The sequence below is a fragment of the Pseudomonas sp. JV245A genome (assembly GCF_032424515.1).
Taxonomy (GTDB): domain Bacteria; phylum Pseudomonadota; class Gammaproteobacteria; order Pseudomonadales; family Pseudomonadaceae; genus Aquipseudomonas; species Aquipseudomonas protegens.
The window spans coordinates 1-26437 of record NZ_VYKE01000080.1 but is presented as its reverse complement, the minus strand read 5'-3'; the positions used below and the strand labels follow the sequence as shown (position 1 = coordinate 26437).

The following is a 26437-nucleotide window of genomic DNA, read 5'->3' as shown; positions in this document are numbered from 1 at the left end:
GCCAGGGCCTGGCGCTGTACTCCATCCGCCACGGCAAAGTGCTGATGCAACGGCAGATGGCCCAGGTGCAATGGCAAGACGCATGACCTGCAAAAAACCGTAGGCGCCAGCTTGCCGGCGAAGGCGCCCGTCAGATCGCTTTCGCCGGCAAGCCGGCTCCTGCAAGAAGCTACAAGCGCACGGCCTGACCAAACAGGCAGACCCGGCGCAGCTCGCCATCCTGTTCCTCCAGGCGCAACGGCGCGGTGCCGCCGGGCATCACCACCTGCACCTCGCCAGCCTTGACCCAGCCCACCCGCCACGCCGCGCTAGCCACGGCGCTGGCGCTGGTGCCCGACGACGCGGTCGGCCCTTCGCCGCGTTCGAACACCCGGGCGACGATGCGCTGCGCCGACTCGCGCATCGCCCATTGCAGGTTGACCCCTGCCGGGCAGGGTTCGCCGCTGCCCAGGGGCAAGGCAAAAGCAGTGGCCGTCAGCCCTTCGGCCAGTGGCGCTTCGAGCATCTGCGGGTTGCCGGGCAAGGCCTCGGCATCCTCCAGCAGGGTCACGCAGTGGGGGTTGCCGATGCGCACGAACTGGCTGTGCTCCCACCGCGGATCGAGTGCCTGCAACGGTGCCACCCGGCTCAGCTCGCGACCGTTCAGGGTCACCGTCTCGACGCCAATGGCGGCCACCGCCTCGGGCCCGAAGGACGGCTGGCCGAGGTCCAGCCAGAACCCTGGCACCCCCGCCACCCGGGCCGGCTCCACCACGGTGGCCACCGGCGAGGTACCGGTGGGCTGGTCATGGTGCACCTGCAACAGGGTTGGCCCCTGCTCGGCCAGCAACCCCTGCTCGGCCAGGGCCTGGGCAAAGATCGTCAAACCATTGCCACTGCGCTCGGCCAGGGTGCCGTCGGTGTTGACGATCAGCAGATCGAAGGGCGCCATGTCCTGGAACGGCCCCACCAGCAGACCGTCGCTACGGTGGGCCTTGGCCCCCGGCGGGCGGGTGCCCGGAGCCCAGTCACAGAGGGCGGCGATGGCCTGCTCGCTCCACAAGCGCCGGTCCCGCGCGGCCTGGACGGCGCTGCCGGGCAAGGCGACCCCCAGGCTGCGCAACCGCGCGGGTGTCACCACCCCATAGATGTTGCCCCGTGCATCGTAGAACGCCGCCATCACACCGCCTCCTGGAAAACCGAGCCGCTGACATTACGGAGAAACCGGCGGCTCGACCAGAGGACAACACCGGCTCAGGCCGGCAAGACGACCTGTGCGCGGTACCCCAGCCGACGCCACCTGCCACAGAAGCCCCTGGGTTCGTGGCTTTCTCGGGCAAGCCCCGCAGGCCCCCTGAACCTCAGCCGGCCGTGGGCACTTCCAGGCCGACCTTGACCCGGTTCATCGCCACCAGGGTCTTGAAGCGCTTGACGTTGGAGTTGTCGAAGAACAGTTCGCGGGTCAGCTGGGTGTACTGGGCCATGTTGCGCACGCAGAAAATCAGCACGAAATCGCACTCGCCGGCCACGTAGTAGCACTGCTGGACCTGGGGGCAGGCCTGGAAGTTGCGCTTGAGGGCGTCGATCTGGTCGATGCGCTCACTCTCCACTTCCACCTCGACGATGATGCTCAGTTCGTGCCCCAGGGCATCCGGCGCGACGATGGCGCTGTAGCGCTCGATCACCCCCTCGTCGCAGAGGCGCTTGAGCCGCCGGTTGACCGCCGCGGTGGACAGGTTGACCCGCAGCCCCAGCTCGCTTTGCGCGGTGCTGGCGTCACGTTGCAGCTCGGCGAGCAGCTTCAGGTCGTAGGCGTCGAGGCTGGCATTCATGGGCAGGAAAACTCCGGGAAGGAACGGCACGCACTGCAACGTTTTTGTGCAAAGCCGCCGATTATGCGAAACAAACCGCCGGCCTGCGCAAATTTATTTCACCCGCAACCCTGTGCAGAAGCACTGCGCTGCGGATTTCTGCAACCTTCGAGGGCCAGATTTGTCACAATCCCCACCCGGCCGCCATCACGCCATGGGGGCATCAGGCGGCCGGCAGCGAGTTCGATCGCCAAGGATTTTTATGACTGCCAGCAACACCCACTTCCAGGCCACCCCCGGCCGCCTCGAACAGATGTCCACGCGCATCGCCTTTTTCATCGCCGGCTTCGGCATTGCCGCCTGGGCCCCGCTGGTGCCCTACGCCAAGGCCCGGGCCGGGCTCGACGAAGGCACCCTGGGCCTGTTGCTGCTGTGCCTGGGGGTGGGTTCGATCCTTGCGATGCCGATTGCCGGCGCCCTGGCCGGGCGCTTCGGCTGCCGCAAAGTGATGGCCGGCGGCACCCTGCTGATCTGCCTGGCCCTGCCCTTGCTGGCCACCCTGACCTCGATTCCGCTGCTGATGGCCGCGCTGTTCATGTTCGGCGCCGGGCTGGGCGGCGTGGATTCCACGGTCAACCTGCAAGCGGTGATTGTCGAGCGGGCCAGCGGCAAGACCATGATGTCGGGCTTTCACGGGCTGTTCAGCCTGGGCGGGATCGTCGGCGCCGCGGGGGTCAGCGCCCTGCTCGGCCTGGGCCTGTCGCCACTGGGCGCGACCCTGGTGGTGATCGCCCTGATGCTGCTGGCGCTGCTCAAGGCCGCGCCGCACATGCTGCCCTATGGCAGCCAGAGCTCGGGCCCGGCCTTTGCCGTGCCCCATGGTGTGGTGCTGTTCATCGGCTGCCTGTGCTTCGTGGTGTTCCTCGCCGAAGGCGCGGTGCTGGACTGGAGCGCGGTCTTCCTCACCGCCGAGCGCGACCTGGATGCCGCCTACGCCGGCCTGGGCTACGCCGCCTTCGCCCTGACCATGACCCTGGGCCGCCTGACGGGCGATGCCATCGTCCATCGCCTGGGCGCGCGCCGGGTGATCATCATCGGCGGCACCACCGCCGCCGCTGGCCTGTTGCTGGCGACCCTGGCCCCGGCCTGGGAGGCGGCGCTGGTGGGTTATGCCCTGGTGGGCGCGGGTTGCTCGAACATAGTGCCGGTGCTCTACACCGCCGTGGGCAAGCAGAACGTCATGCCCGAAAGCATCGCCGTGCCGGCCATCACCACCCTGGGTTACGCCGGCATCCTGGCCGGGCCGGCGGTGATCGGCTTCATTGCCCATGGCAGCAGCCTGAGCGCGGCCTTCGGCCTGATCGCCGTCCTGCTGCTGGCGGTGGCCGCCAGCGGCAAGGTACTCAAGGTCTGAGCCACTGAAGCAGCCATGGGCCGAACTCTGCGTTGCGTCAGAGATTCGCCGGCAAGCCGGCTCCTACAGGCGCCATCGTCATGTAGGAGCTGGCTTGCCAGCGAAGGGGGTCAGAAGCCGACGCTGGCCTGGACAAAGAAGGTCCGGGGCACGCCCACGTAGATCCCCGAGTTGTTGTCGCTGGAACGGGTGAAGTACTGGCGGTCGAAGACGTTCTTCACGCCGGCCCCCAGCTTCAGGTTCGATAACTGCGGCCCGAAGTCATAGCCACCACGGATGTTCCACAGCACATAGCCCGGCATGTCGCCGTACCGGCCATCGGCGCTGCCATCGGTGATGTAGTTGCCGTTGAAGCTGCCGTTGGCGTTCACCCCGGTGCCCGGCGAGTGCTGCTTGGACTGGGCGAAGGCGTCGATGTTGTAGGTCCAGCGGTCAATGTCGTAGCGCAGGCCGACAGTGGCCACCTGGCGCGAGTAGAACGGCAGGTCGCGGCCCTTGAAGCCGGGGATCTCGCCTTCATAGCTGGCTCGGGTGTAGGTGAAGCCGGCGTTGGCGGTCAGGCCGTCAAGGCGCGGGTCAAGGGCTGCCAGGTCGTAATGCATCGAGGCTTCCAGGCCCTGGTGCTTGGTGGCCCCCAGGTTGGTCCAGCCCACGTCGTTGCTGATGTATTGCAGCTCGTCGTCGAAGTCGATGTAGAACAGCGTCACTTCACCGCCCCACACATCATCGTTGTAGCGGGTGCCGATCTCGTAGGTCTTGGCCTTCTCCGGGCTCAGGCCGTTGGCCGTCTGGTCGCCTTTGCCGCCCTGGCCCAGCTGGAAGTACTGCAGGCTGCCAAAGGAAGTCTCGTAGTTGGCGAACAGCTTCCAGGCATCGGACAGGTGATACATCACGCTCAGGGCCGGCAGCGGTTCGTTGCTGTCGATGCTGCGGCGCTTCTCCTGCACTCGCACGCCGTTGGTGCCCGGGACCGGCCGGTCGTGCCAGTTGGTGCTGATGTCCTCGAAGCGGATGCCCGGGGTGATGGTCCAGTTGCCGACATCGATCTTGTCGTCGATGTAGTAGGCATTGGCCTCGGTGCCGCCGGTACGGTCCTGGTAGACATGGCCGTCGGAATCCGCGGTGAGCACCGGCTGGTTGTTCACCAGGGCCACGCGGCTGGCCTGTTCATGCATGCCTTCCTTGAGGTAGCGATAACCCACGCTGACTTCCTGGGTGGTGGGCCCCAGGTCGAACACATGGGACACCCGTGGCTCGATGCCGAAGGTGTAGTAGGTGCGCGGGTAGGAAACCAGGGTCTTCTGGTCGCTGGCGGCAATGTTGCTGCCGCGGAAGCTGTCGGAGTAGTAGGTCAGCACTTCGAACTGGGTGCGGTCGTCGACCTGGCGCTGGTACTTGAAGGACACATCCTTGCGCCGGCCGCTGAAGTTGTCCCAGTCGCGATCGGAGTCGTAGGGCTTGGCGTCGTACTGCTTCTGGGTCAGGCCGCCGGGCATGTCGGCGGTGGCGTCGTAGTAATGCAGGTTGAACCAGAACTCGTCCTGCTCGGTGGGTGCCCAGTGGGTCTTGAGGATCACGTCGTCGATGTCGTTGCCGTTGTTGCCCTCGCGGTAGCCATTGCCGTTGACCCCGGAATACAGCAGCGCCACCCCCAGGCCGTTGTCCGCAGTGCCGCCGAGGAAAGCCGTGTCGATGTGCTTCCAGCCGCCCTGCCGGGAGGTTTCCAGGGTGGTGCCGATTTCCCCGGTGGCCTTTTCCGGAATCGCCCGGGTCACGAAGTTGATCACCCCGCCGACGTTCTGCGGCCCGTAGCGTACGGAACCGGCGCCGCGCACCACATCGATGCTGTCCAGGTTGCCGGAGGAAATCGGCGCCATGGACAACTGCGGCTGGCCATAGGGTGCAAAGGCCGCCGGCACGCCGTCGATCAGCACCGTGGAGCGCGGCGACAGGCGCGAGGTCAGGCCGCGCACGCCGACGTTCAGGGAAATATCGCTGCCACCGGTGCCGTTGGCATCCTGGACCTGCACCCCGGGCACCCGGCGCAGCACGTCGCCGACGTTCATCGCGCCCTGCTCCACCATGGCCTCACGGCGGATCACCGTACGTGCACCGGGGTGGTTCTGGACCTTTTGCACATCGGCATCGCCCAGCCAGTCGCCCACCACGCTGATGCTGCTGGTGCCCAGTTCCAGGGCACCGCCCGTGGCTGCCGGAGCCGGGCTCAGGGTCACCGAACCGCCGTCGATCCGGTATTGCAGGCCACTGCCCTGGAGCAACTGGCCCAGGGCCTGTTCCGGGGACAGGTTGCCGTCCACCGCCGGGGCCTGCTTGCCAGCCACCAGCTCGGGGCTGAAGAACACCTGCAACGAGGTCTGCAGGCCCAACTGGCTCAGGGCCTGGCCCAGCGGCTGGGCCTGGATGTGAATGGCGGCGGCTTGCCCGGCCTGGGCCTGGGGCAAGGCCGCACTGACCGCCAGGGCCAGGGCCAGGGGCAGCCAGCGGCGCGCGGGCAACGGGGATACGGCGGGAGAAACAGCTATTTTTTTCACGTCGGCGGCAGTCCTGTCGATCACACAAAGGTGCGTCTGTTAATGCAAACCAGTTGCAGTTGGACAAGAAGACGATGAACTGAAAAAAAACCTGAATCTAACGTGAAAAAATTTCCTGGCTACCGTCGGCAAGGGTCCGCACCTCCACCGGCAGGATGCTCGGCAGGGCCTTGAGCAGGGCCTGGGTGTCGTCGGACTTGAACACGCTGGTCAGGCGCAGCTCACCCACTGCGGCGCTGGCCACCTGCAGGGGCTGTTCGCGATAACGCGAGACTTCGGCCACCACCTCGGCCAGGGAGGCGTTGTTGAATACCAGCTTGCCGCTGCGCCAGGCCGTGAGCGCCTCGGGGTTCACCGCGTAGGCCTGAGCCACCTTGCCGTGCTCATCGACATGGGTGCCCTGGCCCGGGGTCAGGGCAATGAAATCATCCGCCGCGGCGTCGCGCCCCTGCACCTTGACCCGGCCCTGCTCCACCGCCACCCGGGTCTGGCGCTCATCGCGGCGCACATCGAAGCGGGTGCCGGTGACCGTGACCTTGCCCGCTCCCGCCGCCACCACGAAGGGCCGATCCGTGTCGTGCTCGACGTTGAACAGGGCTTCGCCTTCCACCAGCTCGATCAGCCGCTGGTTCCGGGCATAACGCACCTGCAGGTGGCTGCGGCTGTTCAGGTCGATCTGCGAGCCATCGGGCAAGGCCACATGGCGGCGCTCGCCCAGGGCGGTCACGAATTGCGCACTGTAGGAAACCGGCTGGTTGAGGCCACTGAACAGCCCCAGACCCACGGCCAGCGTCGCCACCCCGGCAGCCAGGGCAAAGCGCAGCAGCGGGCGCCGCCGGGCCTTGGCCGGCGGGGTGGCGCACAGCGCTTGCAGGCGCGCCCTGGGCACCAGGTCGGTGGCCGCCCACAGGGCTTCGAGCAACTGGAACTCGTGCCGGTGCTGCGGATCCTCGGCCAGCCACTGCTGGAACTGCAGTTGCTGCTCCGGGCTCACCTCGGGCTCCTGCAGCCGCGTGAACCAGGCCGCCGCCTCGTCACGAATCCTGGCCTGCGCGCTGGCGCAATCGCGGCTGTCCATCATGCAAATTCCTGTTTGGCAGAGGGTGAGAAATCGCCACGACTGATCATGGGGCCGACCCGTCCAGACGGTCGCGCAGATGCCGCAGGGTGCGGATCATATACTTTTCCACCATGTTCTTTGACAGCCCCAGGCGCTCGGCGATCTCGGCCTGGGTCAGGCCCTCGATCTTCTGCCAGACAAACACCTTGCGACAGTTGACCGGTAACTCGCCAAGCGCCCGTTCGATGGAATCGGCCAACTGGATCGCGTGCATGAAATGCTCCGGGTCGCCGCTGGGCGACACGCTGAGGTGGACCCCCTGTTCTTCCAGGGCACCGCGCCGGTCTTCTCGGCGAAAGGCATCCACGGCGATATTGCGCGCGGTCTGATGCAGGTAGGCGCGCGGCTGCTGCACCGTGGCGGCATCGGATTCCAGCACCCGGACAAAGGTGTCGTGGGCCAGGTCCTCGGCCTGCTGGCGATTGCGCAAGCGCCGGGTCCAGGTGCCGATCAACTCTTCGTAGTGCTCGAAAAAGCCTGGTCTGCGGGGCGGCTTGGCTGTCATCGCGGGGCGCTGGGGAAGGGGGGCGTGAATAGTAATGCTTCGCATTAATGCAGGCAATGGATTCACCGCCCACCTCGCGCCCGGCGGTCGGCCCTAGCGGCTGTACCAGCGCGGCGACTCGACAAACAGGTGAGTCTGCCCCGCCACCAGCCAGTCCCCCAGGCACTGTTGCAGGTGGGCCAGGCAATGCACGGCCAGGTAGATTTCGTGGTACGGAATGACCATCAGGCGCAGGCTCAGGCCCATGGGCCCGCCTTGTACAATCGGTTCATCTCGGCGCCCTTTTTTTTATTTATAACGAACAATTAACCGATATAATGAACGGCGAAATTTATCTGCGTCAAGAGAATCAAGGATGATTTAATAGAGATATGAACGATAAAATGAACGACCCAACCTCCCTGTCGCCCATCGGCCTGCTGGCCATGGCCATCAAGCGCGAGCGCCTGAATGCTGGTTTCTCCGTTTCGGAACTGGCCAAGCGGGCCGCGGTGGCCAAGTCCACCCTGTCCCAGCTGGAAGCCGGGCTGGGTAACCCGAGCATCGAGACCCTGTGGGCCCTGGCCCAGGCCATGGGCTTGCAGGTGACGCGGTTTTTCCAGCAACCGGCGCATCAGCTGAAAGTCATCCGTGCCCACGAAGGCACCACCGCCCATGCCGAGGATGCCCACTACGCGGCGACCCTGCTCGATGACTGCCCGCCGGGGGCGCAGCGCGACCTGTATCGCCTGAAGGCGCAACCCGGCCAGGCGCGCCAGTCCAAGGCCCACCTGCCGGGCACCGTGGAACACCTGGTGATCTGCAGCGGGCGGGCCCTGGCCGGGCCTGCGGACAGCCCGGTGAGCCTGGAGGCCGGCGACTACATCCGCTACAGCGCCGACCTGCCCCACGTGTTCGAAGCCCTGGAGGCCGACACCACGGCGATCCTGATCATCGAACATCGCTAGAGCCCGGGCATTTATCTGCAGGGCCAAGTCTGGAATCATGGCCCCCCGCCTCAACAGGAGTGAGCATCAATGCCGTATTTCTCCCGCCGCGCGCCCCTACTCGGCCTGCTGCTGGCCAGCCTTGCTGCCCAGGCCGCCCCCAAGCAGGACCAGGACCTTCACATCTACTACAGCATGGTCCCCGGCCAGTTCATGCTGATCGGCAAGGAGCCCGATGGCGGGCCGACCTACTCGGGCACCGCGGTGATCCGCTACGAGAACCAGGCCCTGACCCTGGTCAAGACCATCGACGGCAAGACCACCACCGCCACCGGCAAAGTGGAACGGGCCACCATGGCCGAGGCCGATGTGCTGCGTTTCAGCTGGCCGGGGCACAACGCCACCTGCCTGGTGCGCGGCGACCTGGACAACTACTCACGCTTGAGCTGCTACTGGACCCGGGACGGGGTGGACCACAAGGAACCGGGGCTGGAGGCCTATTTCCCCACCGAAACCTGGCCCGGCCATCAGGACTGAAACCCGCCCTTCTGTGCTCCCACACTTTAGCGAGCCACGCCATGATCCAGATCGTCGAATACAGCAACCCCCACCATCGCCAGCCCGTGATCGACCTGTGGAACCGCAGCTTCGGCTACGACACGGCCCACAACACCCCGAGCCTGGCCATCGACCGCAAGCTCGCGGTGGATGACGCTCTGTTCTTCGTCGCCCTGGACCAAGGACAGGTCATAGGCACCCTGATGGCCGGCTATGACGGCCACCGCGGCTGGCTCTACGCCCTGGCGGTGGACCCGCAACAGCGCCGGCTCGGCACTGGCCGGGCCCTGGTGCGTCATGGCGAACAAGCCCTGCAGGGCCGCGGCTGCCTGAAGATCAACCTGCAGATCCTCAGCAGCAACGCCGCCGTGCAAAGCTTCTACCAGGCCCTGGGCTATCAGGTCGAACCGCGGATCAGCATGGGCAAGGTGATCAGCGCCAACCTCCCCGAACACCTGCGTGGCTAGGGGCCGCCGCCCCGCCCTCACCAGTTGTGCCGGTTGCTGCGCGGTGGCGCCAGCAGTTGCTGGGCCAGGCTGGCGGCCGCCAGCGGCGAGGCACTGTGCAACAGCGGATAACCCCAGAACTTTTCATAGGTATCGGCAAAGGCCTCGACCCCGGCCTGGGCCTCGGGCTCCGGGGCGATGACGATCATGGCCTTGATCCAGCGACGGATCGCCGCCTTGTTGCGTTTCATCCATAACGCCCCCTGCTTGAGCAATGCCTTGCTCTGCTCGGTGTTGCGCTGCGCAGGATCGGGCATGGCATCGCTCATCAGGACGAAGGCCTGACCGCGCTGCATCAACGCCTCCAACTGCTGGAACGGCTCGACTCCCGGCTGCCCGGCGCCTTTGGCGGGGCGCATCCAGACCAGGGGAAAATGCTGATGATCGAAGTACATGGGAACACCTCAAGAAAGCTGACAAACAAGAATGGTTATCATCTTCCCGTATGAACCTGTCCGCATCAGTCGAGATTGACAAATTATTGATCAATCCGGCCAAACGACCGCAGTGATGGAGGTGGCCGTGGCGGTCTTGCAGGCGCTGGTGTGCGTCAAGCAAGGCCCTGCGAGCCTTTGCGCAGCCTCGCGGGCTCGGCGGCTACAGGGGTAGGTCGTGTTCCAGGGCCTGGCGGCGTTCGGCAAAGAAGCGCCCCGGCGGCTGGCCGACGGCTTTCTTGAACATGCGGATAAAGGCGCTGGCGCTGTCATAGCCCAGGGTCAGCGCGACCCGTTCCACCGAGTCGCCCCGGCCCAATTGCTTGAGCCCCAGAAGAATGTGCAACTGGCGCTGCCAGCGGCCGAAGCTCAGGCCGGTCTCGGCCACAATCAGACGGCTCAGGCTGCGTTCGCTGAGGCCGATCTGCTCGGCCCATTGCCCAAGGCTCAGGCGGCGTTCCGGCTGTTCAAGGATCTGCCCGGCCAGGCGCCGCAACTGTTCATGCCGGGGCATGGGCAGGTGGATCTGCTCCCGGGGCGCCGCCGCCAGCTCGTCCAGGGCCACGGCCATCAGCCGCCCCTCGGCACCCTGCTGGTCATAGAGATAGGGCAATTGCGCGCAGCGTTGCAGCAGCTCCTGCAATAGGGGCGACACTGCCAGGGTGCAGCAGGCCTGCGGCAGTGAGCGGGCATGCTCGGGTTCGACGAACAGGCAATAGCCCAGGGCGTTCTCCAACCCCTGGACCCGATGGTCGGTGGCGCTGGGGATCCATACCGCGCATTGCGGCGGGGCCAGCCACAGGCCCTCGGCGCTCTCGCAACTGAGCACGCCGGACAATGGGAACAGCAGCTGGGCCTTGCGATGGCTGTGCCACGGCCGCTCCCAGCGCTGTTCCTGAGTCGAGATGCGCAAGGCGCACACCGGGCGCGCAATCGCATCCGGATCCTGGGGCTGATCCTGTTCGTTCAAGACGGGCATCCACCTTCCTCCACGGCATCGAGGCATGCCCGCCATCCGTCTGACGGCCAGGCAAGCCCTGCAAGGTCGAGGATTGTGCCGGGCCCCTGGGGGTTAGCCAAGAACCGCGGGGCACACCGCTCTTCATCCCAGCACCCTAGCGGTAGTAGCCATAGCGATAGCAGCAGCCGTGGTAGTGCCCGGGGTAAACCACGCAACCGCCCAGGGAGAGCATGGTGGCCATGACAATCAGCAGTGCAATGCGACGGGACATGGTGAATTCCTCATGGGTTCAGTGATACGACCGGCAAGCGCCGCTGGCGACCATCGCCAGCCGTGGCTGCACGGTTACTGATTCAACGGCGCAGCGCGCAGAGATCCGTCGCCGCCCCTGCACAAATATTTCCAGCCGCCGCTGCCCGCGCCCTGCCCCCGCCAACTGAACCCGGGTTGAACCGGGCGCGGATAAAAATTTCATTTGCCCGCGACGGATTCCCAGCCCATCTATCGTTGAACCCATCAGCTGCGTTCATCAGCGAACGCAGGCCTGAAGGAGTCATCATGAAGCTTGTCCGTTCCCTGCTGCGTCTGCGCACATTGCTGCTGATCCCCCTGGCACTTGGTGCGCTGGCAAGCACGCCCTCCTATGCCGAAACCATCATCATCCAGCAGGCACCACCGCCCATGCGCTATGAGCCGATGCCGGTGGCCCACCCCGGCTACGCCTGGGACCGCGGCAACTGGCGCTGGCGCGGGCACGGCTACGTCTGGGTGCCCGGCCACTGGCAACCGGTGATGCAGCGCGGGCGCTGGATGCCCGGCCATTGGCAGGCCCATGGGCCGCGCTGGTACTGGGTCGAAGGCCGCTGGGTGCGCTGATGCCGTGATGCCCTGGACTACCCCGTTAGCGCACCGAGACTTGCCCACTTGAACGAAACCGACCCGGATCTGGAGTTGCTCAAACGCATCGGCAACAACGACGCGCAGGCCGTGAAGGAAATGGTCACGCGCAAGCTGCCGCGCCTGCTGGCCCTGGCCAGCCGGCTGCTGGGGGATGCCGACGAGGCCCGGGACATCGCCCAGGAGAGCTTTCTGCGGATCTGGAAACAGGCCGCCAGCTGGCGCAGCGAACAGGCACGGTTCGACACCTGGTTGCACCGGGTGGCGCTGAACCTGTGCTACGACCGCCTGCGCCGGCGCAAGGAACATGTGCCGGTCGATAGCGAGCACGCCTGCGAGGCACTGGACACCCGCCCGGCGCCCGATGAACAACTGGAGGCCAGCGCGCAGAGCCGGCGCATGGCCCAGGCCCTGGACCAGCTGCCGGATCGCCAGCGCGAGGCGATCGTCCTGCAGTACTACCAGGAACTGTCCAACACCGAGGCCGCGGCGCTGATGCAGATCAGCGTCGAAGCCCTGGAAAGCCTGCTGTCGCGGGCCCGGCGCAACCTGCGCAGCCACCTCGCCGAGGCCCCCGGCGCGGACCTCTCAGGAAGGAGAAAACCATGACCCCCGAACGCTTCGTGCACCTGGCCGACGCCTATGGCGCCGACCTGCAACGCTGGCCCAGCGCTGAACGCGCCGCCGCCCAGGCCCTGCTCGACTGCGGTGATGCCCAGGCCGTGGCAGCCCTGCGCCAGGCGCACTGGCTCGACAGCCAGCTGGACCGCTACCAGGTGCCCGCACCGAGCCCGGCCCTGGCCCAGCGCATCATCGCCGCCGCGCAGCAGCCCGGCGCGCCGTTCTGGAGCCGCTACGCCGGCTGGCTGGCCTCCCTGGGCTGGGTCGGGGTCGGCCTTACCGGAGTCGCCGCCGGCATGCTTGCGGTGGCCCTGAGCCTGCCGCTGTCGACCTCCGCCGAGGCCCTGCCCAGCGTGTTCGACCAGAGCGATGCGGAATTCGTCCTGAGCATCAATGCCGAGGAGGCCGAACAGTGAGCCTGTCCATGCGTGCGCTGAAAACCTGCCTGGTGCTGTCGCTGCTGATCAACGTGTTCCTGATCGGCGGCGTGGCCGGCGGCCTCTATCAGTGGCTTGGCCACCCCAAGCCGGCCCAGGCCCTGGCGGTACCCCAGCACGGCCTGCGCCAGGCCATGGCGCAGATGCCGGAAGAGCGCCGGCGTCAGTTGCGCCAGTTGCTGCGCCAGACTCGCATCGATAGCCAACCGCTGATCATCGCCGGGCGCGAGGCGCGCCAGGCGGTGGTGCGTGAACTGGGGGCCGAACCACTGGACCGCAATGCCCTGGATGCCCAACTGGGCAAGTCCCGGGATGCCGACATCGCCCTGCGGGCCCGGGTCGACGAGGCCCTGGCCGACTTTGCCGGCAGCCTGTCGCTCAAGGAGCGCCAGCAACTGGTGGACGCCATGTACCTGCGGGGCCCGGGGAAAAACCGCGCAGCCAATAGAGATTGAAGGCCCGGCGACGGATTTCGCCCCGGGCCACGTTCAACCCTCAACCGCCCGCGATGGCCGCGGGCCCACAGCCCCCTCAGGAAACCGCCCATGCTTCGTACGATCCAAAGCATTCTCATTGCCACCTTGCTTGGCACCACCCTGGCAGGCTGCGTGGTGGCCCCGGCCCATCCTCGCCGGCCGCCACCGCCGCCGCCCATTGTCGAGGTGATTCCGATGGCGCCGGCGCCGAGCTATCACTGGGTTGCCGGGCATTACCGCTGGCACGCCGGCCAGTGGGTCTGGACACCGGGGCATTGGCGCTATTGATGGCTAGCCGGCCACCGCTTCCAGCAGCCAGGCCTTGAACGCGCCCATGGCCGGGGTTTCGGCCCGGGATTGCAGGCGGGTCAGCCAGTAGCTGCCGGTGACAATGCCGATGTCGAAGGGCTGCACCACCGCGCCACTGGCCAACTGGCGCTGGAACATCAAGGGCGGCGCCAGGGCCACGCCCAGGCCTTGCAGCGCCGCTTCGAGCATGCCCAGGGACGAGTCGAAGACCACGCTCTGGGGCAACAGGCTGTTGGCCCCCAGCCCCGCCGCCTGGAACCACTGCGGCCATTCGTCGGTGCGGTAGGAGCGCAGCAAGGTCTGCCCCAGCAGGTCCGCCGGGCTGTGCAACTGGCGGGCAAGTTCCGGCACGCACAAGACCGACAGTGGCGCCTGCAACAACGCCAGCGCCTCGATGCCGTGCCAGGCCCCGGTGCCAAAGCGGATGGCATAGTCCAGGCCCTCCGCCGCCACGTCCACCCGGTTATTGTTGGTGCTCAGGCGCAGGTCGACATAGGGATGGCGTGCCTGGAAGTCCTCCAGCCGCGGCAGCAGCCAGCCCACGGCGAAGGTGCCCACCGCGCCCACCGTCAGCACTTCACGATAGTGCCCACCCTCGAATCGTCCCAGGGTCTGGGCGATGCGGTCGAAGCATTCGCGCAGCACCGGCAGCAGGGTCTCGCCTTCGCTGGTGAGCATCAGGCCCCTGGGCAGGCGCTTGAACAGGGTGACGTTGAGCTGGGCCTCCAGGCTCTTGACCTGGTGGCTGACCGCCGCCTGGGTCACGCACAGCTCGATGGCCGCACGGGTGAAACTCAAGTGCCGCGCCGAAGCTTCGAAAGCCCGCAGCGCATTCAGGGGCAGATGGGGACGGAGCATGGGCATTCCCTAGTTTTTCTAATGGCTCGTGCGAAATATGGTCGTTTGTCGATGCGCCGTAAACTGCCTACATTGGCCTCGCTCGCGCAGCACCGGCCACGCCCTACTGAGCCAGGAAGGCTTCGCGGGCAGGCCGCCCGGAGCGTTCCCACGAAGAACGCCGAGGCCGCAAAGCCGCTGGGACAAACGCGGCGTACATAACCAGAACCCAGGGAAACCAACCAATCATGCGGCACACAACCTTGACCGGACTAAGCGTCATCAGCGCCTGCGCACTGCTACTGGGCGCCTCCAGCGCCTTCGCCGAGACCACCGCGGACAGCGCGCTGAAAACCACCGTGGACGCCACCATCCGCCCGCTGATGCACCAGCAGGGCATTCCCGGCATGGCGGTGGCGATCATCGCCAACGGCAAGCGACATTACTTTAACTACGGAGTTGCCTCCAAGGACAATCAACAGCCGGTGGACAACGACACCCTGTTCGAGGTGGGTTCGGTGAGCAAGACCTACACCGCCACCCTCGCCGGCTACGCCCAGGCCAGCGGCAAGCTGGCCCTTGAGGACCACGCCAGCCAGTACCTGCCGGCCCTGCGCGGCAGTGCCTTCGACGGCATCAGCCTGCTGCAGCTGGGCACCTACACCGCCGGTGGCCTGCCCTTGCAGTTCCCCGACGAGGTGCAGGGTGAAGACAAGACCCTGGACTACTACAACACCTGGAAACCCACCTTCAGCCCCGGCACCCAGCGCCAGTATTCCAACCCCAGCATCGGCCTGCTCGGCTACCTGGCCGCCCGCAGCCTGGGCCAGCCCTTCGACCGGCTGATGGAGCAGACGCTGTTTCCCAAATTCGGCCTCAAGCACAGCTACATCCATCTGCCCAAGGACCAGCTGGGGCACTACGCCCAGGGCTACGACAAGCAGAACCGGCCGATCCGCCTCAGCCCCGGGCCGCTGGACGCCGAAGCCTACGGGGTCAAGACCAGCGCCCCGGACCTGCTGCAATTCATTGCCGGCAACCTGCAACCGGGCCAGTTCGACCGCCCCCTGCAACAAGCCATGGTGGCGACCCAGAGCGGCTACTACCAGGTTGGCGACATGACCCAGGGCCTGGGCTGGGAGCGCTACGCCTACCCAGTGCCCCTGGCGCGCCTGCTGGCGGGCAACTCATCGGCCATGGCCCTTGAGCCGCACCCGGCGCAATGGCTGACCCCGGCCGCAGCCCCCAAGGCCGACGCGCTGTACAACAAGACCGGTTCCACCAGCGGTTTCGGCGCCTATGTAGTGTTCGTGCCGAGCCAGCAGATCGGCATTGTCCTGCTGGCCAACAAGAACTACCCCAACGAGGAACGGATCAAGGCCGCCCACGCCATCCTCACGGCCCTGGAGACCGGGAAGTAATCAACCCGGCAGCCCCTCCGGTGCCTGCGCCTGCCCGCAACGTCACCTGACCTTCGGTCACGTGGCGTTTTTCCTGTTGCCTCGTCCAGAGTGGCGCCTAGACTCAAACCAGCCCCCTCGACCGCGCACTCGGGCCAGGCCAGCCACTGGCCCGGCGCTTGCGGCGCCGGGCCTGATTCAAGGTTCGCGCTGAACCTTCTGCCAGGCTTTCCGGTCGATAACTGCAACCTGGCCAGGCTTGCCGGCGCTGCTGCGCCGGACATCGCCCGGGCACCACAGCCGCTGGAGAAACGTCCGTGATATCGACCCTGCAGATCGCCAGAATCAAAGCCTGGGGCGCCCATGGCTTCACCGCCACCGGGGTGGTCAGTGCCTTGCTCGCCACCCTGGCACTGTTCGACAACCAGCCCAAGGCCTGCCTGCTATGGCTGGGGGTGGCGCTGCTGGTGGATGGCGTCGACGGCTCCCTGGCGCGCAAGGTCAAGACCAGCTCGGTGCTGCCCAACATCGACGGCTCGGTGCTGGACCTGGTGATCGACTACCTGACCTATGTGTTCATCCCGGCGCTGTTCATCTACCGCTACATTCCCCTGCCGGAATACAGCGCGCTGCTGGCCACCTCGCTGATCCTGCTGTCGTCGCTGCTGTGTTTCTGCAACGTCAACATGAAGAGCCACGACAACTACTTCCAGGGCTTTCCCGCGGCCTGGAACGTGGTCGCCCTGTGCTTCTATCTGATCGAGCCCGGCCCCTGGCTGAGCCTGCTGAGCATCTTCGCCCTGGCCCTGCTGACCGCCACCCGGGTGCAGTTCCTGCATCCGTTCCGGGTACGCAAGTGGATGGGGCTGAACATCATCGTGACCTTCGTCTGGCTGCTCAGCGGCGCATTGCTGATCCTCAGGCACCCGCTGCACAGCCCGCCGATCATGGGCTTGTGGCTGGCAGCCTCGGCCTACTTTCTCGGCGTGTGCCTGTGGCGTTCGGCCCAGGAATGGTTCAGCAAGGCCAGCTGAACCCGGGCCGCGCGAACCATTGCCGGGGCCCGGCAAGCATGCAAGACTCCTGCGCCCAAGCCTCTGCAGCAGAGGCTTGGCGACTATTTGCCCGCCGCCCGCCGCGGATGAGTACCAGGCCAGCCCCCCATGACCCACCTTCCCTTGATCGACCTCTACCCCATCAGCGACAGCCCTCCGGATGAGCGGGAACGGCTGTATCACGAGGCCGCGCTGAAGAACAACTGGCCAACCCGGCCCTTGCGCGTGCAACAGACCGTGCGTAACGCCAGGGACTTTGTGCTGCATACCCTGGGCCACTACGGCGGTTCGGGCGTGGTCAACGAATTCCGCCGCCAACTCCAAGTGCACCCCCAGCTCAGGCAAACCAAGGCGGCCATGCCCTACCTCAAGGATTCCGCACCGCTCAAGGAGTATCAAAGAGCATCTGGCAAGTTCACTGCGGACACCTTGAATACCGAGGTCAGGCACTTCGGACGGTTTATCGCCCCCGGCCAGGTGCTGTTCCACGGTGGTTCCTGCCGCCCGAGCGAAGTAGCAACCTTCGTCACCAACAAACCGCTCTCGACCTCTTTGTGCCCTCAAATTGCCGCCTGGCATGCGTACAACGACCTGCTCCCGGCCCCCAACCCAGCCCCGGCGATCTGGATCCTCAGCGCGCCCTACGGCAACCGCAAGGCCGTGGTCTATCGCAAAGGCGGCGCCGGCATGGAACATGAACAGGAAGTGCTGATCGAAGCAGGCTCCACCATCAGCCCCACGCGTTGCTTTAACGTGCGCACCGCCAGCGCCAATGTCCTGGTGATCGAAGCCAGCCTGAGTTGAAACGGGTGCCTACGGCACCTCGGGCTGGCCGATCGCCGCGCTCAGGGCCAGGGCCAGTTCCGCCACCGAGTAGGGCTTTTGCAGGAACACGAATTCCCGGGTCTGGCCCTGGGCCAGGGCCGGGCTGTAGCCGCTGGTGAGGATGACCGGCAACCGCGGGTAGTCGCAACGGATCCGGCTGGCCAGTTCGATACCGCTCATGCCCGGCATCACCACATCGGAAAACACCGCCTGGAATCGGGTCCGCTCCTCGCCCAGGCGGCGCAGGGCCTCCGCCGCGCTGGTGGCCCATTCGGTCTGGTAGCCCAGCTCGTTCAGGGACTGGGCCAGCAGCACGCCGACTTCGGGATTGTCCTCCACCACCAGCAGGGTCATGCCCTGGCCGTCGATCATGGGCACCACCGCCTGGGTTGGCGTCGGCAAGCCGGCCAGGGCCTCCGCGCGCGGCAGGTACAGGGTAAAGCACGTGCCCTGCCCCGGCTGGCTGTGCACCGCCAGGCCGCCGCCCGATTGCTGGGCGAAACCGAACACCTGGGACAAGCCCAGGCCGGTGCCCTTGCCCACCTCCTTGGTGGTGAAGAAGGGTTCGAAGATCCGTTCGATCTGCTGGGGGTCGATGCCGGCGCCGGTATCAGTCAGGGATACCGCGACAAAGTCCCCGGCCTGGGCACCCTGGCTGGCACTGGGGGGAATCTGCGCCACCCGCTCCACAGCCACCACCAGCAAGCCTTCGCCCTGCATGGCATCCCGGGCATTGACCGCCATATTGATCAGCGCCGTGTCGAACTGGCCGGCATCGGCGTGGATGTAGCAAGGCTGCTGCGGCAACTCGATACGCAGTTCGATGCAGGCGCCGATCAGTGGATTGATCATCTGCGCCAGCAACTGCACGCTGGCGCCGACGTCGAAGGTCTCCGGGCGCAGGTTCTGCTGGCGGGCATACGCCAGGAGCTGGCCGGTGAGCTTGCTGGCGCGGTCGACGGTGTCGGAAATCGCCTTGATGTACAGCTGCCGGCGCTCTTCACTGAGGTTGCGGCGCAACAGGTCGGTGGAAGAGCGGATCACCGTCAGCAGGTTGTTGAAGTCGTGGGCCACGCCACCGGTCAGTTGCCCCACCGCCTCCATCTTCTGCGCCTGGCGCAGGATGTCCTCGGTCTTGCGCAGCGCCTGGGCGGCCTCGCGCTCGGCCTGCATGTCACGGCCCACGGCGTGAATGTGGTGCGGGTCCGGCACGGCGCTCCAGGCCATCCAGCGATAGGAACCGTCGCGGTGGCGAAAGCGGTTCTCGAAGCGCGAAAAGCTCTCGCCCCGGGACAGATCGGCCGCCGCCCCCGCTGCGGCCAGGCTGTCCTGGGGGTGGATGAAATCGTAGAAACTGCTGCCTTCCAGTTCCTCGCGCTGCCAGCCCAGGAGCTGGGTCCAGGCCGGGTTGACGGCGACGATGCGGCCATTGAAGTCCGCCACCAGCATCAGGTCCGTGGACAGCTGCCAGATCCGGTCGCGCTCCTGGGTACGCTCCTGGACCCGCTGCTCCAGAGACTCATTGAGCCGCCGCAGTTCCTCCTGCGCCTCGCGGGTGGCGCTGATGTCCCGGGAAATGCAGAGGATCTTCTCCGGCTGGCCGGCCGCGTCGAGCATCGGCGTAACCTGCACATCCCACCATTTGGTGCGCCCCTGGAGGGTGTCGGCGGCGCCCTGGAACCGCGCCGAGCGGCCCTGGCGCGCGGCAGCAATGGCATCCCGGGCCTCCTGGTGGCCCTGGCCCTGCCAGAAGTCCGGCCAGGGACAGCCCCGCACCGCATTGAAATCACTGACCTCCATGACCCGCAGGCCACCTTCGCTCATGAACGACAGCTGGCCATCGAGGTCCAGCACCTTGATGCAGTCGTTGCTGGCGGCCAGCACCCGGGTATTGAGCTCGCGGGTTTCGCGCAGGTGCGCCTCGGTCTGCCGGGCGTGCCGGGCCAGCAGCACGCGATCGGTGGTCTCCACGGTGTGGCACAGCACTCCGAGCACCTGTTCGTCGTCCTCGTCATACACCGGGCTCATGGAGAACGACCACCAGGTCAGCTCTTCGCCAGGGTAGCGCTGCATGTTCACCGGCAGGTCTTCGTGGCGGCAGGAGTAACCGAGAAACGCCTGCTCCACCATCGGCTGGACATCCGGCCAGGCATCGGCCCAGAGGGTCTGGATGGTCTGCCCCAGGGCATTGGCCAGGCGCGGGCCGAGGACCGGGCGGTAGGCATCGTTGAAGAAGAACTGCATCTGCGGCCCCCACAGCAGGTACAGGCTCTCCGGGGACTCGAGCATCTGGCTCAAGGTACTGCGCAGCAGGCCGGGCCAGCCTTCACGAGGGCCCACCGCGGTCTGCGACCAGTCGAAGCGACGGATTGCAGCACCGATCTCGCCGCCGCGGGAGGTCTTGGGCGCTGCACCACGAGGTGGGGAAGTAGTCATGAACACATCACAGAAAAGGAAAAAGGCAACACTGCCATCCAATGGCCAGCGCAGGATAACTGACCCCGTGGATCCGCAGAAGTTGGCAAGCGGCAACGCTGATTCGACAACGGCGGCCAAAGTGCCCGGCGAATGCCTTTAAACCCGCGCCGGCCTGGGGCATTCTGCACCGGCATTGCCACCTGCCCGCCGAGAACCGCGCGATGAATACCACCACCTTGCTGCTCTACACCTCCAGCTGTTTTATCGGTGCCCTGATTCCCGGGCCGACCTCACTCCTGGCCATGGCCAACGGCACCTCGCGCAATCGCCAACTGGTGGCGGTAGGCATGGCCGGTGCGGCGCTTTCGGATGTGCTGATCATCGCTGCCGTGGGCCTCGGGCTGGGGGCCATGCTGATGGCCTCGCAGCAGTTGTTCATGGCCTTGAAATGGCTCGGGGTGTGCTACCTGGCCTGGCTCGGCATCCAGCTCTGGCGCAGTGCGCCCCAGGCCCTCGGAGCCCAGCAGGTGCAGGCCGGGTCACGGCGCGTCGAGGTGTTCCGGCGCAGCTTCTCGGTGGCCATGACCAACCCCAAGGTGCTGCTGTTCTTCACCGCGTTCCTGCCGCAGTTCGTCGACCCCGCCCAGCCGGTCTTCATCCAGTACGCCACTCTGGCGCTGGTCACTGCGGGGGTGGAGGTGCTGGTGATGGGGCTGTACGCCGCGGGTGGCGTGCAGGCGGCGAAGTTCCTGACCGCCAGCGGCATGCGCCGGCTCAATCAATGCTGCGGTGCGGCGATGCTGGCGCTGGCGGGGTTTCTAGCGCTGTATCGGCGCAGCTGAAACGCCGCGCCAGGTTTCAGAAGGCCAGCTTGTAACCAATGGAAAACAGCATGACCGCCAGGCACGGGCGCAGGATCTCGTCGGAAATGCGCCCGGTCATGTGGCTGCCGATCCAGATCCCGGGCAACGAGCCCATCAGCAGGAAACTCAGCAGGTGCCAGTCCATGTTGCCCATGCTGGCGTGGCCCAGGCCTGCCACCAGGGTCAGGGGCACGGCGTGGGCGATTTCAGTGCCCACCAGGCGCTTGGTGGCCAGGAACGGATAGAGGATGAACAGCGCCACGGTGCCCAAAGCACCGGCGCCGATGGAGGTCAAGGCGACCATGGTGCCCAGGATCACCCCGGTGACCACGGTCAGGCCATTGAGCCCGCCGGGGCTGGGCTGGTAGTCGCTGCCATGGCGCTGGGCGAAGGCCATGAGTTTCTTCTTGAAGACAATGGCCAGGGCCGTGAGCAGCAGGACGAACCCCAGCCCCTGCTTGATCACCGCGTTCAGGGCCTGGGGGTCGGTGTCGAGATTCTTCAGGAACCACAGGGTCAGCGCCACCGCCGGCACGCTGCCCAGGGTCAGCCAGCCGGTGATGCGCCAGTCGATGTTGCGGTTCTTCTGGTGCACCAGCACCCCACCGGATTTGGTGATGGCCGCGTACAGCAGGTCGGTGCCCACGGCCGTGGCCGGGTTGATGCCGAACCAGAGCAGGATCGGGGTCATCAGCGAACCGCCCCCCACACCCGTCATGCCTACGATGAAACCCACTACCAGGCCCGCGACTACAAAACCGAAGTTACCCACATCCATCAATAAAGCCCTACAAATCACGCGGCCAGGTCAAAAACTGGCGGCAGCATAGCGGCTAAAGCTTATGTCCATTTATATGAATAAAATCTAACGTTATAACCAGGACCATTTTTTTCATGCACAAGGCGCATGGAAGCCCCTGCGCAATTGCAGCCGCCACATGCCCCGGCGCCCCTGGCACGCGGCTAAAAAAAACACTTGCCGAAAGACGCCGAACGCTCTGCGCTGCACATCAGGGCCGCGGCATCCGGTATTCTGCCGGTCGCTTGCCGGGGCACCCGGCCTGGCACTCCCCCTGGCTCGTGCCTCACACCCGATTCCAAGGAAGGCCCATGACCTCTGCCGACACCTCGTACCAGATCGAGCACCAACGCATCCGCTTCAGGCGCCAGAGCCTGCAACAGGAAGCCCCCGAAACCGGCGCACCCGGCCGGGGCAACTGGGGGCTGGCACTGTCCGGTGGCGGCATTCGCAGTGCAACCTTCGGCCTTGGGGTGCTGCAGGCCATGGCCCGGGCTCCGGCCCCCGTCGTGGCGCAACCACAGCCTGCGGGCGCACGCGAACACAGCCTGCTGTCGCGCATCGACTACCTGTCCACGGTCAGCGGCGGTGGCTATATCGGCAGTTTCTTCAGCAGCCTGTTCCTCCCCGGGCGCCTGCAGCCGCAGGCTCCCCAGGACCCGGTGGCCCATGCCGCCCACAACGCCTACCAGGCCCTGCGCTTCGAGCCGCCGGGGCGCATCAGCACCGGCGTCGACTACGCCACCCGGCCACCGGGCCAGGGCCCCGCGGCCTGGCTGCGGGAAAACGGCCGCTACCTGACCCCCACCGGCTCCGGAGACATGCTCTACGCCCTGGCCATGACCTGGCGCAACTGGCTGTCGCTGCAGGCCATGATCGGCCTGCCCATCGTGCTGCTGCTCAGCCTGCTGAGCCTGTTCCAGGTCCTGAGCCAGGCCAGCCTGCTGCTCTGGCCGCTGATGGCCGGTGTGCTGTTCGCCCTGCCCTGCGCCGTGGCGTACTGGCTGGTCATTCCCCAGGGCGACCTGGACCGGCCGCCGAGCATGGGCAACGCGGCGTACCGGATCATGCTCGGCATAGTCATCGGCCTGTGGCTCAGCGGCGCCCTGGCCTACTGGCTGGCCCAGTGGCAGGCAGTGGGCGCCCTGACCCTGGGCTGTGCCCTGGTGGGCAGCTGCGCCTTGCTGATCACCCGGCAACTGGTGCGGCGCCTGGCCGACAACCGCGACCCGGCCAAGGACAACGCCTGCGCCAACAGCGTGCGCAACTATCGGGTGCAGATCACCCGCGCCCTGGGCCGGGCGATGGCCGCGGTGGCGGTGCTGGGTTTTCTCGCCCTGCTGGTGACTGCGGCCCAGGCGCTGTACAGCTACCTGCACGACCTGAGGGCCCTGGGCAGCCTGCTGTTGCTGGTGGGCCTGGTGTGGCTGGTACGGCGCCTGGCCCTGCTCAAGGATGAAAAACGCCTGCCGGGCTGGATGCACAAGCTGCCGCTGGACGTGCTCGCGCTGATTGCCGGCGGCCTGCTGCTGAGCCTGCTGTGCCTGTGCTGGGGCTTGCTGGTGCAGTGGATCGCCCACGACGGCGGGGTGGTGTCCGGCGACCACGCGGTGGCCTGGCGGCTGGCGGCGCTGAGCCTGCTGGCGGCCGTGCTGACCCACATCAGCGGGCGCTTCATCGGCTTCCTCAATACCTCATCGCTGCAGGCCTTCTACTCGGCGCGGCTGATCCGCGCCTACCTGGGCGCCTCCAATGGCCGACGCTTCAACGGCCCGGCCGCACAGCGCCGCACCTACATGAGCGTGGCCGAGCCCATGTCCAGCGACGACTTGTCGCTGCAGCAGTACTACGCCAGCCCCAGTGCCGGCCCGGTGCACTTGATCAACGTCACCATGAACCTGACCGTCGACCCGGCCGAACAACTGGTGCAGCGCGACCGCAAGGGCAAGCCGCTGTGCATCGCGCCGAACTGGGCACCCGACAGCCCGGCCCCCAGCGCCGAATGCCCGGCAGAACGCTACATTCTCGATGGCACGGCCTATCGTCGCGACCTCGACCATGGCCCGGCCTCGGAGATCATGAGCCCGCTGACCCTGGGCCAGTGGATCGGCGTCTCCGGCGCCGCCTTCAGCACCGGCCTGGGTCGCGCCACCAGCCTCGGCATGTCGCTGGTGCTGGGGCTGGCCAACGTGCGCCTGGGCATCTGGTGGCCCAGCCACTTCCTCGACCCCGGGCAACAGCACTGGGTGCCCCGGGACCTCAAGCCCTGGACCCGCTACGGCACCCAGGCCTACCTGTTCTATGAACTGACCGCGCGCTTTCACGGCTACCGCCGCGACTACCAGTACCTGTCAGACGGCGGGCACTTCGAAAACACCGGTACCTACGAACTGCTGCGCAAGGAGCGCAAGGTGGAATTGATCGTCACCTGCGACGCCGGCTGCGACCCCGACTACCAGTTCGACGACCTGGCCAACCTGGTGCGCCTGGCGCGCATCGACCAGGCGCTGGAGATCCGCGAAGACCCGGGGGTTCTGAGCCATCCGCAGCTCAAGACGGTGTTTGCCAGCCTTGAGGAATTCCGCCAGCCACCGAGCGCCGAGAACCAGAAATGCGCCCTGCTGCTCAACGTCCATGCCCACTCCCCGGGCAATGACGATGACCTGTGCCAGACGCCCCACTGCCGGATCCTGGTGCTCAAGCCCCGGCTGATCGCCGGACTGACGCCGGACGTGCTGAACTACGCCCGGACCAATCCGGGCTTTCCCAACCAGAGCACCGTGGATCAGTTTTTCGACGAGGCGCAGTTCGAGAGTTACCGGCAACTGGGCCTGAGCATTGGCCAGGCAGTCTTCGGCACCCAGTGCCAGCCCAGCGAGATTGCCCAGGCGTTGTGGCGGTATCTGCAATAGCCCCGGCAGCGCCGGGGCCTGCCGGTCAAGGGGTCTTGTGCCGCTTCACCGCTTCCAGCCATTGCGCTTCAAGGCGTTCCTGGTGCGGGTCGATGCCATGCTCGGCCAGCAGCGCCAGATGCCGCTCCACCTCACCGTGCATCTGCCCGTGGGCGCTGGAGTTGGCGTCCAGCTGGTGCATCTGGATCAGCCCCAGGTGATAGAAGCGCAGCAGCTTGAGGGCTGCAGGATCACCCGCCGCAACCCCGGCGGTGACCTGGTGCATGACGTTGGTCACCCGCATCAGGCTGCGCTTGAGGCGCCAGCCATAGACCGCCGCCGCCATCCACGGCTTGCTCCAGAACACACTGCGCAACAACGCCGCGCTGATCAGCAGGCCGGTGAACACACCTGCCGCGTTCCACAGCAGGTTGTCCCCGCCGGGCTGGCCGAACAGCGCCACCGCCGCGCTGGAAAACAGCATGGCCAGGGCAATGAACACCAGCGCGATGATCAAGGTGCTGCGCCGGGTTTGCCGACGGTAAGTCTCAGGGTCCTGCGGGGTGATGACGAACATGGGCGCGACGGGCTCCAATGGCTGAACGTGAGTGGCTGGCGCGCATTATCACCGCTGGACCGGCCGCCGGTGGGTTAAACGGGAAAAATATCCCATTAGGCTGATCCAGGTCGGTGTATTCCCCTGCCCCCGCGTCAACGCCGCTGCAACGACCGCCCCAGGCGCCGCCAGCCCAGCACCACCCCGCTGGCGCTGACCAGCAAACCTCCGGCGCTGAAGGCGATCATCCACAGATCCCACAACGGCCGGTTGGCCAGCAGCGGCAGCCAGTCCCAACTGTGCAGCAGGGCGAACAGCCAGCGCGAGGCGCGGCGCGGCTGGTCCAGTTGGCCGACGATGGCGCCGGTGTGCAGGTCCAGGTGCAGCCAGGTGTGCGCCGGGTCGTCGAAACGCACCCGCAGCACCGGCAGGCGCTGCTGCAGGTGGCCCATCATGCTTTGCGGTTCCCGGGCGTAGTAATAGAAGTCGTAGGCGGCAAGTTGCTCGACGAGCATCGGTTGCCCTGGCCGGATGGCCCAGGCCGCCTGCTGCAAGGTGCCGGGGTGGAACCGGCGCTGGACCCGATCCCCGGCCATGTCGAAGATCCGCGTACGCCCGGCGCCGTCATAGCCAATCACATACCCCTTGCCGGCGATCATCCGCCACTCCAGTTCCCGGGCCTGCAGGCCGTCATCGGCAAAGCGTTGCAGGACCTGCCCGGCATTCAGCGGGAAGGCCAGGGCGCCCAGTGGACCACCCTGGTACGCCGCCACCGACAAGGGCTGGGCGCTGCTAAAGAGCTTCCACGGGTTCATCGACATCAGGCCACTGAAGATCCAGGTGATCAGCAGCACGCCGAACAGCATGCCCCCCAGGTGATGCCAGCGGGCAAAACCCTGGTACGGCGAGTGCGAGCCGTTGCGGTAGGTGCGCTTGAAGCGCCAGCGCAGCACGCCCACCGCCAGGCCGAGCACCGCCATCAGGGTGGCGGCCAGGGACAGGTAGGTGACGATCGGCCCCCAGGCGCCATCGATGCCGATGCCCCGCAACGGGTACAGCCAGTGCAGCCAGGCGCCGATCCAGTTCCAGCCGCGTTCGCTGGCGGTAGCGTCACGCACCACCTCGCCGGTGGTGCCGGAGATATACAGCAGGCGCCGTTCGGCATCGGCAATGGCCACCCGGTGCAGCGGCCGGTCGGCATCCAGGGCCCGGGACAGGCTCCACATGTCTTCCTGCACGACGCCACGATCACGCGCCACCGCTTCGGGGGCGAACTGGCGGGCCGCG

The 26437-nt window shown here is 66.4% G+C and carries 27 protein-coding genes; 14 read left to right on the top strand and 13 right to left on the bottom strand.

The genetic code is table 11. The annotated features are described in order from the left end of the window. Positions 1 to 169: 169 nt before the first annotated feature. Together F6S12_RS20185 and F6S12_RS20180 are read right to left on the bottom strand one after the other, a co-directional pair. Positions 170 to 1159: a diaminopimelate epimerase gene (locus tag F6S12_RS20185; protein WP_315869263.1), complete on the bottom strand. Its 990-nt coding sequence runs from the start codon at positions 1157 to 1159 to the stop codon at positions 170 to 172. A gap of 181 nt (positions 1160 to 1340) precedes the next feature. Then, on the bottom strand, positions 1341 to 1811 hold the full coding sequence (locus tag F6S12_RS20180; protein WP_315869262.1) for an Lrp/AsnC family transcriptional regulator: 471 nt from the start codon (positions 1809 to 1811) through the stop codon (positions 1341 to 1343). A 241-nt stretch (positions 1812 to 2052) separates the two neighbouring features. On the opposite strand from F6S12_RS20180, the gene F6S12_RS20175 reads away from it, so the two are divergent. Further along, a complete protein-coding gene (locus F6S12_RS20175; protein ID WP_011062322.1) occupies positions 2053 to 3204 on the top strand; it encodes an MFS transporter in 1152 nt (383 codons plus the stop codon). A gap of 110 nt (positions 3205 to 3314) precedes the next feature. Here the strand turns inward: F6S12_RS20175 and F6S12_RS20170 are convergent, their stop codons facing one another. The 4 genes from F6S12_RS20170 to F6S12_RS20155 all read right to left on the bottom strand — a co-directional run bounded on the left by F6S12_RS20170 (position 3315) and on the right by F6S12_RS20155 (position 7627). Further along, on the bottom strand, positions 3315 to 5756 hold the full coding sequence (locus F6S12_RS20170) for a TonB-dependent siderophore receptor (RefSeq protein ID WP_315869261.1): 2442 nt from the start codon (positions 5754 to 5756) through the stop codon (positions 3315 to 3317). Positions 5757 to 5853: 97 nt separating this feature from the next. Further along, positions 5854 to 6837: a FecR family protein gene (locus tag F6S12_RS20165; RefSeq protein ID WP_315869260.1), complete on the bottom strand. Its 984-nt coding sequence runs from the start codon at positions 6835 to 6837 to the stop codon at positions 5854 to 5856. Positions 6838 to 6880: 43 nt separating this feature from the next. After that, the gene (locus F6S12_RS20160; protein WP_011062325.1) at positions 6881 to 7381 is read right to left on the bottom strand and encodes a sigma-70 family RNA polymerase sigma factor; all 501 of its coding nucleotides are present in this window, start codon (positions 7379 to 7381) and stop codon (positions 6881 to 6883) included. 93 nt (positions 7382 to 7474) lie between these two features. Then, a complete protein-coding gene (locus F6S12_RS20155; protein WP_011062326.1) occupies positions 7475 to 7627 on the bottom strand; it encodes a hypothetical protein in 153 nt (50 codons plus the stop codon). A gap of 125 nt (positions 7628 to 7752) precedes the next feature. On the opposite strand from F6S12_RS20155, the gene F6S12_RS20150 reads away from it, so the two are divergent. The 3 genes from F6S12_RS20150 (at position 7753) to F6S12_RS20140 (ending at position 9332) form a co-directional block, all read left to right on the top strand. Further along, positions 7753 to 8328, top strand: a complete 576-nt coding sequence (locus tag F6S12_RS20150) for an XRE family transcriptional regulator (RefSeq protein WP_315869259.1) — start codon at positions 7753 to 7755, stop codon at positions 8326 to 8328. A 69-nt stretch (positions 8329 to 8397) separates the two neighbouring features. Beyond that, positions 8398 to 8844, top strand: coding sequence for a hypothetical protein (locus F6S12_RS20145; RefSeq protein WP_015636386.1), 447 nt, complete (start codon positions 8398 to 8400; stop codon positions 8842 to 8844). Positions 8845 to 8885: 41 nt separating this feature from the next. Further along, positions 8886 to 9332 carry a GNAT family acetyltransferase gene (locus F6S12_RS20140; protein ID WP_011062328.1) on the top strand — a complete coding sequence of 149 codons (447 nt, stop codon included), beginning with the start codon at positions 8886 to 8888 and terminating at the stop codon, positions 9330 to 9332. Positions 9333 to 9349: 17 nt separating this feature from the next. Here the strand turns inward: F6S12_RS20140 and F6S12_RS20135 are convergent, their stop codons facing one another. Then, positions 9350 to 9766, bottom strand: a complete 417-nt coding sequence (locus tag F6S12_RS20135; RefSeq protein ID WP_011062329.1) for a hypothetical protein — start codon at positions 9764 to 9766, stop codon at positions 9350 to 9352. A gap of 202 nt (positions 9767 to 9968) precedes the next feature. Then, positions 9969 to 10784, bottom strand: coding sequence for an AraC family transcriptional regulator (locus F6S12_RS20130; RefSeq protein WP_011062330.1), 816 nt, complete (start codon positions 10782 to 10784; stop codon positions 9969 to 9971). Between the two features lie 540 nt (positions 10785 to 11324). Here F6S12_RS20130 and F6S12_RS20125 point away from each other — a divergent pair. The 5 genes from F6S12_RS20125 to F6S12_RS20105 all read left to right on the top strand — a co-directional run bounded on the left by F6S12_RS20125 (position 11325) and on the right by F6S12_RS20105 (position 13485). After that, the gene (locus tag F6S12_RS20125) at positions 11325 to 11642 is read left to right on the top strand and encodes a hypothetical protein (protein WP_315869258.1); all 318 of its coding nucleotides are present in this window, start codon (positions 11325 to 11327) and stop codon (positions 11640 to 11642) included. A 48-nt stretch (positions 11643 to 11690) separates the two neighbouring features. Continuing rightward, a complete protein-coding gene (locus tag F6S12_RS20120; RefSeq protein WP_015636390.1) occupies positions 11691 to 12272 on the top strand; it encodes an RNA polymerase sigma factor in 582 nt (193 codons plus the stop codon). Then, entirely contained in the window at positions 12269 to 12700 is a 432-nt protein-coding gene (locus F6S12_RS20115; RefSeq protein WP_011062333.1) for a hypothetical protein, read from the top strand. The genes F6S12_RS20120 and F6S12_RS20115 overlap by 4 nt, the downstream gene beginning before the upstream one ends. A gap of 8 nt (positions 12701 to 12708) precedes the next feature. Then, positions 12709 to 13176, top strand: coding sequence for a periplasmic heavy metal sensor (locus tag F6S12_RS20110; protein WP_228102422.1), 468 nt, complete (start codon positions 12709 to 12711; stop codon positions 13174 to 13176). A 90-nt stretch (positions 13177 to 13266) separates the two neighbouring features. Next, positions 13267 to 13485, top strand: a complete 219-nt coding sequence (locus tag F6S12_RS20105; protein ID WP_011062335.1) for a YXWGXW repeat-containing protein — start codon at positions 13267 to 13269, stop codon at positions 13483 to 13485. Positions 13486 to 13488: 3 nt separating this feature from the next. Here the strand turns inward: F6S12_RS20105 and gcvA are convergent, their stop codons facing one another. Then, on the bottom strand, positions 13489 to 14364 hold the full coding sequence (gene gcvA / locus F6S12_RS20100; protein WP_011062336.1) for a transcriptional regulator GcvA: 876 nt from the start codon (positions 14362 to 14364) through the stop codon (positions 13489 to 13491). Between the two features lie 227 nt (positions 14365 to 14591). Here gcvA and ampC point away from each other — a divergent pair, with 227 nt between their 5' ends. The 3 genes from ampC to F6S12_RS20085 all read left to right on the top strand — a co-directional run bounded on the left by ampC (position 14592) and on the right by F6S12_RS20085 (position 17602). Next, positions 14592 to 15764, top strand: a complete 1173-nt coding sequence (gene ampC / locus F6S12_RS20095; RefSeq protein WP_161466486.1) for a class C beta-lactamase — start codon at positions 14592 to 14594, stop codon at positions 15762 to 15764. 296 nt (positions 15765 to 16060) lie between these two features. Further along, positions 16061 to 16777 (top strand): phosphatidylcholine synthase, encoded by a 717-nt coding sequence (gene pcsA, locus F6S12_RS20090; RefSeq protein WP_315869257.1) that lies wholly within the window; start codon positions 16061 to 16063, stop codon positions 16775 to 16777. A 129-nt stretch (positions 16778 to 16906) separates the two neighbouring features. Next, positions 16907 to 17602 (top strand): hypothetical protein, encoded by a 696-nt coding sequence (locus F6S12_RS20085; protein ID WP_283994325.1) that lies wholly within the window; start codon positions 16907 to 16909, stop codon positions 17600 to 17602. 9 nt (positions 17603 to 17611) lie between these two features. On the opposite strand, the gene F6S12_RS20080 is transcribed toward F6S12_RS20085, so the two are convergent. After that, on the bottom strand, positions 17612 to 20059 hold the full coding sequence (locus F6S12_RS20080) for a PAS domain-containing protein (protein WP_015636392.1): 2448 nt from the start codon (positions 20057 to 20059) through the stop codon (positions 17612 to 17614). A gap of 203 nt (positions 20060 to 20262) precedes the next feature. On the opposite strand from F6S12_RS20080, the gene F6S12_RS20075 reads away from it, so the two are divergent. Further along, a complete protein-coding gene (locus F6S12_RS20075) occupies positions 20263 to 20883 on the top strand; it encodes a LysE family translocator (RefSeq protein WP_077934530.1) in 621 nt (206 codons plus the stop codon). A gap of 16 nt (positions 20884 to 20899) precedes the next feature. Here F6S12_RS20075 and F6S12_RS20070 read toward each other — a convergent pair whose 3' ends face one another. Further along, complete coding sequence (locus F6S12_RS20070) at positions 20900 to 21682, bottom strand: sulfite exporter TauE/SafE family protein (protein WP_077934531.1); 783 nt, start codon at positions 21680 to 21682, stop codon at positions 20900 to 20902. Between the two features lie 332 nt (positions 21683 to 22014). Here F6S12_RS20070 and F6S12_RS20065 point away from each other — a divergent pair, with 332 nt between their 5' ends. Beyond that, positions 22015 to 24615: a hypothetical protein gene (locus F6S12_RS20065; protein ID WP_315869256.1), complete on the top strand. Its 2601-nt coding sequence runs from the start codon at positions 22015 to 22017 to the stop codon at positions 24613 to 24615. A gap of 25 nt (positions 24616 to 24640) precedes the next feature. On the opposite strand, the gene F6S12_RS20060 is transcribed toward F6S12_RS20065, so the two are convergent. Beyond that, the gene (locus F6S12_RS20060; RefSeq protein WP_011062343.1) at positions 24641 to 25171 is read right to left on the bottom strand and encodes a DUF3087 domain-containing protein; all 531 of its coding nucleotides are present in this window, start codon (positions 25169 to 25171) and stop codon (positions 24641 to 24643) included. Positions 25172 to 25305: 134 nt separating this feature from the next. Further along, the coding region (locus F6S12_RS20055) for a PepSY domain-containing protein (protein ID WP_315869255.1) at positions 25306 to 26437 on the bottom strand (1132 nt) is incomplete at its 5' end.